The following is an 8633-nucleotide window of genomic DNA, read 5'->3' as shown; positions in this document are numbered from 1 at the left end:
CGCCGATCCCGTTGCCGCTGCCCGCGCCGCCGCCGGCACCGCCCGCTCCGCCACCGGCGGCCTGCGCGTACACGCCGCCCGACAGCGCCATCACGAGCGCCGAAGCAAAAATAGTCCTGGTTATGCGTTTCATGATTCGTCTCCACGAAAAGGGGTTGATGTCATGCAAGCGCGCTGCCGCTCACATGCATCACTGCCGCAAGCGCTATGCCTTGCATGCCGCCGACGCACGCGGCGCGGCGAGCATCGGCCGTTCCCGAGCGGAGACCGAAAAGCCCGAATAACACCGGGCGCGCCGTTCCCGCGTGCTGCACGCTTTCGCACTTTCCATTACATTGCGGATGCGGCGCGCGCGGGCGCGTCTTTTCCCCTCATTCAACAACGGTGTCTGCCATCGTCGAATCCATGCAGCCAATCGTCTCGGTCAAGAATCTGTCGAAAACCTATGCCAGCGGTTTTCAGGCACTGAAGAACATCACTCTGGCAATCAATCGTGGAGAAATCTTCGCGTTGCTCGGCCCGAACGGCGCGGGCAAGACCACCCTCATCAGCATCATCTGCGGCATCGTCAACCCGAGCGAAGGCAGCGTGACGGTGGATGGCCACGACATCGCGGCCGACTACCGCGCCGCCCGCTCGCTGATCGGCCTCGTGCCGCAGGAGCTGACCACCGACGCGTTCGAAACCGTCTGGGCCACCGTATCGTTCAGCCGCGGCCTGTTCGGCAAGCCGAAGAACCCCGCCTACATCGAGCAGGTGCTGCGCGACCTGTCGCTATGGGAGAAGCGCAACAACAAGATCATGACGCTGTCGGGCGGCATGAAGCGCCGCGTGCTGATCGCGAAGGCGCTGTCGCACGAGCCGCGCGTGCTGTTTCTCGACGAACCGACCGCGGGTGTCGACGTCGAGTTGCGGCGCGACATGTGGAAGCTCGTGCGCTCGCTCACGGGCAGCGGCGTGACGATCATCCTCACCACGCACTACATCGAGGAGGCCGAGGAGATGGCCGACCGCATCGGCGTGATCAATGCCGGCGAGATCATGCTGGTCGAGGAGAAGACCGAACTGATGCGCAAGCTCGGCAAGAAGCAGTTGGCCTTGCAACTGGAGAGCCCGCTCGACGCGGTGCCGGCTTCGCTCGCCGGTTACGCGCTCGCGCTCGCGAAGGGCGGCAACGAGCTGATCCACACCTATGAAGGCGACGGCGGGCGCACCGACATCATCGCGCTGCTCGAGGCGCTCGACGCCGCCGGCATCCGTTTCAAGGACCTGCACACGACGCAGAGTTCGCTCGAGGATATTTTCGTCAGCCTGCTCCGGGGGGACCAATGAACATCTACGCAATGCGCGCGATCTACAAGTTCGAAATGGCGCGCACGTGGCGCACGCTGACGCAGAGCATCATCGCGCCGGTGATTTCCACGTCGCTTTACTTCGTCGTGTTCGGCTCGGCGATCGGCTCGCGCATCAAGGAAGTGGAGGGCATCAGCTACGGCGCGTTCATCGTGCCGGGGCTCATCATGCTGTCGCTGCTCTCGCAAAGTATTGCGAACGCGTCGTTCGGGATTTACTTTCCGCGCTTTACCGGCACGATCTACGAACTGCTGTCGGCACCGGTGTCGTACCTCGAGATCGTCATCAGCTACGTCGGCGCGGCGGCCACGAAGTCGATTCTGCTCGGGCTCATCATTCTCGCGACGGCGGGACTGTTCGTGCCGTTGCAGATCATGCATCCGTTCTGGATGGTGCTGTTTCTCGTGCTGACGGCGCTTACGTTCAGTCTGCTCGGTTTCATCATCGGTATCTGGGCGGACGGTTTCGAGAAGCTGCAACTGGTGCCGCTGCTGATCGTTACGCCGCTGACGTTTCTCGGCGGCAGCTTCTATTCGGTAAACATGCTGCCGCCGTTCTGGCGCGGCGTGACGCTGTTCAATCCGATCGTGTATCTGGTCAGCGGCTTTCGCTGGAGCTTCTTCGAGCTCGGCGACGTGGACGTGGCGCTCAGCCTCGGCATGACGCTGCTGTTTCTCGCGGTGTTTCTCGCGATCGTCGGCTGGATCTTCAGGACCGGCTACCGGCTCAAGAGCTGACGGTGGTTGCGCGGGCTGCGCCGCCGCACGCGGCATGCGACACTGACGCTCATCCTCGCCACTGGAGCCATCATGTCCATTGATTTGAGTCTGATCGGGCGAAGCGCATGCGATATCGTCGACCTGCTGCGCGAGCAGCAGGTGAGTCCGCATGATCTGCTGGATACGCTCGCCGCGCAGGTCGAGCGCGTCGAGCCGCGGGTCAACGCGCTGCCCACGCTGTGTTTCGAGCGCGCGCATGCGCATGCCGACGCGCTGCTGAAGAAGCCGGTCGCCGCGCGCGGCCTGTTGTGCGGCTTGCCGGTGCCGATCAAGGACCTGACCGACGTGGCCGGCGTGCGCACGACGCGCGGCTCGCTCGTCTATCGCGACCGGATTCCCGACACGTCCGATGCCGGCGTCACGCATCTCGAAGCGCGCGGCGGGGTGGTCTACGCGAAGTCGAACACGCCCGAATTCGGTTCGGGCGGTCATACGTACAACAGCGTGTTCGGCATCACGCGCAATCCGTGGGACCTGGCGCGCTCGGCGGGCGGTTCGTCGGGCGGCGCGGCGGCCGCGCTCGCGTCCGGCACCGCATGGGTCGCGCAAGGCTCCGATCTCGCCGGGTCGCTGCGCACGCCGTCGGCGTTCTGCGGCGTGGTCGGCATGCGTCCGACGCCGGGGCGCGTGTCGTACGCACCGGCCGCCGATCCGTACGGCACGCTCAGCATCCACGGGCCGATGGCGCGCAACGTGACCGATACCGCGCTGCTGCTCGACGCGATGTGCGGCGAAGTCGACGGCGCGCCGCTGTCGCTCGCCGAACCGGCGACGCCGTTTCTCGCGCATGCGCGCAGCCCGCGCCCGCCGGCACGTGTCGCGTTCAGCGCGGGGCTCGGCATCGCCACCGCCGAGCCGGAAATTCTCGCGATCTGCCGAAAGACGATGGACCGGTTCGCCGCGCACGGCATCGGCGTCGACGAAAGCGACATCGACCTGGGCGCGGCCACGCAGGCATTTCATACGTTGCGCGGCATTGCCTATGCGACGAACTACGAGGACGTGCTCGCGCGGCATCGCGACGTGCTAAACCCCAACGTGATCTGGAACATCGAGTTCGGTCTGCAACTCGACAACCGCGCGATGCGTTCCGCGCATCGCACGCGCGCCGAGCTGTTCTACCGGATGAACGCGCTGCTGCAACGCTACGACGTGCTGATTTGCCCGGCGTCGATCGTGCTGCCGTTTCCGGTCGAAGCGCGCGACGTGCGCGAGGCCGCGGGCCGGCACTTCGACACCTATATCGACTGGCTCGCGATCACCTATGCGCTGACGCTGACCGGCATGCCGGTCATCGTGATTCCGTGCGGAATGAGCGCGAGCGGCCTGCCGGTGGGCATCCAGATCGTCGGCCGCGCGCGTGGCGAGGCGGCGTTGCTGTCGGCGGCGCGTGCGTTCGAGGAGATCATCGGCGAATGGGCGACCGGCAAGCCGCAGGCGTTCTGAGCATCCGCCGAACGTGCGCTGAACATGCGCCGGGCAAAAAGAAAGGGCGTGACGGCCGCGCCGTCACGCCCTTTTTACGCTCACGCTGCGCGGTGCCGACTACGACACGTACGCCTGCGCGACGTTGATCAACTGCACACGGTTGCGCACGTTGAACAGTTGCCGCAGGCGGCGCAGGTGATAGTCGACGTTATGCGGCGACAGGCCGAGGAAATACGCGATTTCCTTGTCCCGCTGCCCCTGCACGACCGCTTTCAGCACCGCATGCTGCAGCTTGCTGAGCGCCACGCGCTGCTGCTGCGCGGGCGCGATGCCGATCACGCTTTTCGCGTGCGTCCAGATGAACTCGTGGATCGCGTGCGCGAACATCAGCGTTTCGGCGACGATCGATTCGGTCATCCAGCGCGGGTTGCCGATCTCCGAGTTGAAGCACAGGCTCGCGGAGAGTTCCGGCTCTGGCAGCGGCATCTGCGTGAGGATCCCGCTCTTGCGGCCGGTGGCTTCCAGCATGTCGATCAGGCCGCCGAGCCGCTCGCTGCGCAATTGCGCGCGCGGCAGCTCGGCGCGCATGTCGGCGGTATTCCACAGAAACGGCAGGCCGGTCGGCGACGCGAGCGCGACGCGCGGATCGAGCTCGAAATAGCGCTCGCGGAAATAGCGCGTGAGCCACGCCTGCGACTCGTAGCTCGTCAGCACGAACATCGTCTTGTGATGCGACGACGTGCGCGTGGCCGTGTAGCTGAACGAGTCGAAGCCCAGTTGCCTGATGCGCTGACGCACGAATTCCATGCGGTCCTGCGCGCTGCCGAAACGTCCGAGCGGACTGATGAGCGGCGCGGCCCGGCGCGCGGCGGGCGACGGCGTGCCGATCTCCTCCTCGGTGAACAGGGTCAGAAAGCCACTGCGTGCCGCGCCGGACGTGGCGCGCACGGACGTCTTCGATGCTTCAGCCGCGTGGGCTGACTTCACGGCGTGCCGCATGGCGGCCGGGTAGGCCGGGTGTGCGGATGCCGCTGGTGGGTATGCTGCCGACGCGTGCCCGGCTTCGCCTTGCGGCGAGCCGGTCAGCCACTGCGGCAGCGTATCGCATTCATGTTCCATGAAACGGTAGCTCCGGCGTTCTAAACGCGTGAAAGACGACAACCTCAATGATTAGCGATTTTCTGAAATGACGGTAGCCGGTTCCTTGCTATCATTTTTGCGATCTTGCGCTGATAGTGGACCGGCAACGCTGGTACGGCGGAGTTTCTTCTTTCATCAGACACCTCCTTCGAAGGGACGGGATGGCACGGATTCCAAAGCTCACGACGACGCTCGCATACGACCGCTACATGGCCGGCCAGCGACTCGTGTCGAGCGTGGATCGCGAGTGGCGGCACCTCGTGCTGCGCTCGTATCTCGAGCCGGCGAGGCAGGAACTGCTCGAAGCCCCCGGCTTGCGGGACTTCACGCTGATGACGCTGGCGAGCGGCGCCGAGCATCTCGAACGCAATCTGAACGGCCGCTGGGAAAGCGCCGACATGCGCGTGAACGACCTGTGGTTCGTGCCGTCCGCGCCGATTTCATGGCGCTGGCATTCGATCGGCGATGAGCCGCTGTCGACCGTTCACGTGCACATCGAGCGCGCGTTGATCGACAGCGTCGCGCAGCAGATGGGGCTGGATGCGTCGCGCGGACTGTCGCCCGGCGACGCGATGCGCTTCCACGATCCGCTGGTCGCCGCGATGCTTGCCGCGCTGCATCGCGCCGCCCGCGATCCGGCCGATTCGCGTCTGTATGTCGATACGCTGGTTCACGCGCTCGCCGCGCATCTGCTGCAGCATTATTCGCGCGGCAACGCCACGCCGCACGCGGAGTCCACGCGGCCCGAACGGCTGGTGCCGCGGCGGATTCGCCGGGTGACCGACTACATCCGCGCCAATCTCGCCGAAGATCTGGCGATTGCCGAACTGGCCACGCAGGCCGGGCTAAGCAGTTTTCATTTTGCGCGGGTGTTTCGCCGCGAGACTGGCGAAACGCCGCATCAGTTCGTGACGCGCCTGCGGCTCGAGGAAGCGGCGAGGCTGCTGCGCGCCACGGATCAAACGGTGCTGCAAATTGCGCTGGGGGTTGGGTTCGAGAATGCCAGTCATTTCTCCGTGCAGTTCAAGCGTGGCTATGGCGTGACGCCGCTCGCCTACCGGTTGCGCGGCTAGTACGCGCGGTTATACGAATACCGCAGCCGCTCCGCCGCGCGCGATCATGCGGGGGGTGGCCGGCACGAGCCGTTGAATGCGCGTCGAAGCCGTCGCGCCAACCGCCCCGCGGCGGGAATCGCGCACTTGCGCAGTGTGCTGTGCATTGCGCGGCTTGCAAACTACGAACTTTCGTGGCGGCGCGTGGCGCAAGCTGGCATGGCCGGCTGCGCAAGGCCTTGCGGCCGGGCCGGCGACGCGCGCGGCATGAGGTCTAACTGGCCTGACCGGAGCGCGGTCAACTGTATCTGTCGAAGCCTTGCACCGGACGACAGAATGGCACTCGCAACGCTTCGCCCAAGCCGCGTCCGACCGACCATCCTGAGCAAACCCGCCTTTTAACCCGATACCGGATATCCAGCGATGACCCGACTCAAAATGACCGCCTGCGGCCACACCTTTATCGCCGAAACCCATCCCGATGCGCCGCGGACGGTGGCCGCTTTCCTGAAGCTGCTGCCGTACCGCCAGAAGCTGATTCACGTGCGCTGGAGCGGCGAGGGCTGCTGGGTGCCGCTCGGCGATTTCAGGCTCGAGAACGACGGCGTCGCGGTCGGCTTCGAGAATCACACGAGCCACCCGTCGGTCGGCGACATCCTGTTCTATCCGGGCGGCTATAGCGAGACCGAAATCATCCTCGCGTACGGTTCGTGCTGTTTCGCGAGCAAGATGGGGCAACTCGCGGGCAATCATTTCCTGACGATCGTCGAAGGCAGGGAGAAGCTGCGCGAGCTCGGCGTGAAGGTGCTGTGGGAAGGCGCGCAGGACGTGGTGTTCGAGAAGGTCTGAGTGGCAGGAGCGGGCTCTTTTCAAAGCACTGTTCGCACCGCACCGCCCGAACGGACGGTGCGCGTTATTTCATTTGAACAGCTTCATCGCCTGCGACAGCGTATTGAACACGCCCCACGCGAGCGGAATCATCACGTAGAGCCAGAACACGACGAGCTTCGCCTTGTTGGTCGGATGAGCGGTTTGAACGGTCGACATAGGGATCTCCTCAAGCGCCTCGGGCGACTTGTGCGTCGGTCATGTGGTGTTTCTCGTCCACGCGCTTGACCAGCAGGTTGCAGATAAAGCCGATCACGAGCAGCACGGCCATGATGTGCACGGTCATCGTGTACGCATCCGCTTTCGCGACGCCATTCGCGACTTCATACGCGCGGATGTAATTGACGAGCACCGGACCCGCGACGCCGGCCGCGGCCCACGCGGTCAGCAGACGTCCATGAATGCCGCCGACGAACGCCGTGCCGAACATGTCGGCGAGATAGGCCGGCACCGTCGCGAAGCCGCCGCCGTACATCGACAGAATGACGCAATACGTCAGCACGAACAGCGCGATCTGGCCGTTCGCGGCAAAGCCCGGCACGAGGTAGTACAGCACCGCGCCGAGCACGAAGAACACGAAGTAGGTGTTCTTGCGGCCGATCCAGTCCGATGCCGACGCCCACACGAAACGCCCGCCCATGTTGAACAGCGACAGCAGGCCGACGAAGCCGGCCGCCGCGGCCGCCGTCACCGTGTTCCTGAAGCTTTCCTGGATCATCACCGACGCCTGGCCGAGAATGCCGATGCCGGCCGTCACGTTCAGGAACAGCACGAGCCAGATCAGGTAGAACTGCGGCGTCTTCAGCGCCTGGTCGATATGCACGTGGTTGCGCGAGATCAGGCGGTTCTGCGTTGCCGCGGGCGGCGTCCAGCCGGCCGGCTTCCAGTCCGTCGGCGGCACGCGGATCGCGAGCGCGCCGATCGTCATCGAGATGAAATAGACGATGCCTAGCACGATGAAAGTCTCGGCGACGCCGACGCTCGTCGCGCTGTGGAAATGGTTCATCAGCGCGACGGAAAGCGGCGCGGCGATCATCGCGCCGCCGCCGAAGCCCATGATCGCCATGCCGGTCGCCATGCCGCGGCGGTCCGGGAACCAGCGGATCAGCGTCGACACCGGCGACACGTAGCCGAGGCCGAGCCCGATGCCGCCGATCACGCCGTAGCCGAGATAGAGCAGTACGAGCTGATGCAGATATACGCCGAGCGCCGACACGAGGAAGCCGCCGCCGAAGCAGCACGCGGCGGTGAACATCGTGCGGCGCGGGCCGACGTGTTCGAGCCATTTGCCGGCGAATGCCGCCGACAAACCGAGGAACACGATCGCGAGCGAGAAGATCCAGCCGAGCGCGGTCAGCGACCAGTCATCGGGCGCGGACTGCGTGATGCCGATCACTTTCGTGAGCGGTCCATTGAACACCGAGAATGCGTATGCCTGGCCGATGCACAGATGCACGGCGAGCGCGGCGGGCGGCACCATCCAGCGTGAAAAACCCGATTGCGCGACTGTGGCCTGTTTGGAAAAGAACGGGGCGGAACCTCGCTGGCCGTCCGGCTCGCTGATACTGCTCATGGTCAGTCTCCTTGAGGAATTGTTCTGTTGTTCTGTTATCGGCGCCCGATACGTGCGGGGCGTGGTGCCGTTTCTATATGTATTTTTATTTCATATGACCTGGGCCCATTTACCGAAAATCGCGCCTCGCTCGACAATAGGACGTGGACGGCGGCTTCGCAATATGAGGTACGAAGACATAAGGTGTGATCCCGATGAAACCTCGCTGTCAGGTCGGCGCATTGCGCAAATCGTGGGAAATGCAGCTTTCTCGTCGCGATAAATGAGAGGTCGGCCGCCGGTTGCGGCAAGCCGTGGGCCGGAACGAACGGATCAACGAAGCCGTAAAAAAGAACGGCCAGAAACGAACGGGCCGGCGCGGCGATGTTCGCCGCGCCGGCCCGGCATGCCGCGGACGGATGGGTCAGTGAGTCTCAGTCG

At 64.7% G+C, this 8633-nt stretch carries 8 protein-coding genes; 5 read left to right on the top strand and 3 right to left on the bottom strand.

The features are described from left to right. The first annotated feature begins 405 nt into the window (after positions 1–405). The 3 genes from QM685_RS36495 to QM685_RS36485 all read left to right on the top strand — a co-directional run bounded on the left by QM685_RS36495 (position 406) and on the right by QM685_RS36485 (position 3578). Positions 406–1332, top strand: a complete 927-nt coding sequence (locus tag QM685_RS36495; protein WP_415124347.1) for an ABC transporter ATP-binding protein — start codon at positions 406–408, stop codon at positions 1330–1332. Next, positions 1329–2090: an ABC transporter permease gene (locus QM685_RS36490; protein ID WP_415124345.1), complete on the top strand. Its 762-nt coding sequence runs from the start codon at positions 1329–1331 to the stop codon at positions 2088–2090. The genes QM685_RS36495 and QM685_RS36490 overlap by 4 nt, the downstream gene beginning before the upstream one ends. Before the next feature lie 72 nt (positions 2091–2162). Beyond that, entirely contained in the window at positions 2163–3578 is a 1416-nt protein-coding gene (locus QM685_RS36485) for an amidase (protein WP_415124343.1), read from the top strand. 99 nt (positions 3579–3677) lie between these two features. On the opposite strand, the gene QM685_RS36480 is transcribed toward QM685_RS36485, so the two are convergent. After that, a complete protein-coding gene (locus QM685_RS36480; RefSeq protein ID WP_415124341.1) occupies positions 3678–4679 on the bottom strand; it encodes an autoinducer binding domain-containing protein in 1002 nt (333 codons plus the stop codon). A 182-nt stretch (positions 4680–4861) separates the two neighbouring features. Between QM685_RS36480 and QM685_RS36475 the strand changes: the two genes are divergently transcribed. Both QM685_RS36475 and QM685_RS36470 read left to right on the top strand, forming a co-directional pair. Then, complete coding sequence (locus QM685_RS36475; RefSeq protein ID WP_415124339.1) at positions 4862–5773, top strand: helix-turn-helix domain-containing protein; 912 nt, start codon at positions 4862–4864, stop codon at positions 5771–5773. Positions 5774–6175: 402 nt separating this feature from the next. Beyond that, the gene (locus QM685_RS36470; RefSeq protein ID WP_415124337.1) at positions 6176–6601 is read left to right on the top strand and encodes a DUF3830 family protein; all 426 of its coding nucleotides are present in this window, start codon (positions 6176–6178) and stop codon (positions 6599–6601) included. Between the two features lie 69 nt (positions 6602–6670). Here the strand turns inward: QM685_RS36470 and QM685_RS36465 are convergent, their stop codons facing one another. Continuing rightward, positions 6671–6799, bottom strand: a complete 129-nt coding sequence (locus tag QM685_RS36465) for an MFS transporter small subunit (RefSeq protein WP_415124335.1) — start codon at positions 6797–6799, stop codon at positions 6671–6673. A gap of 10 nt (positions 6800–6809) precedes the next feature. Continuing rightward, complete coding sequence (locus QM685_RS36460) at positions 6810–8213, bottom strand: OFA family MFS transporter (protein WP_415124333.1); 1404 nt, start codon at positions 8211–8213, stop codon at positions 6810–6812. Positions 8214–8633: the final 420 nt, after the last annotated feature.

It is taken from the genome of Paraburkholderia sp. (assembly GCF_047605525.1).
In the GTDB taxonomy this organism is placed as follows: domain Bacteria; phylum Pseudomonadota; class Gammaproteobacteria; order Burkholderiales; family Burkholderiaceae; genus Paraburkholderia.
This window is presented reverse-complemented; position numbering and strand designations above follow the sequence as displayed.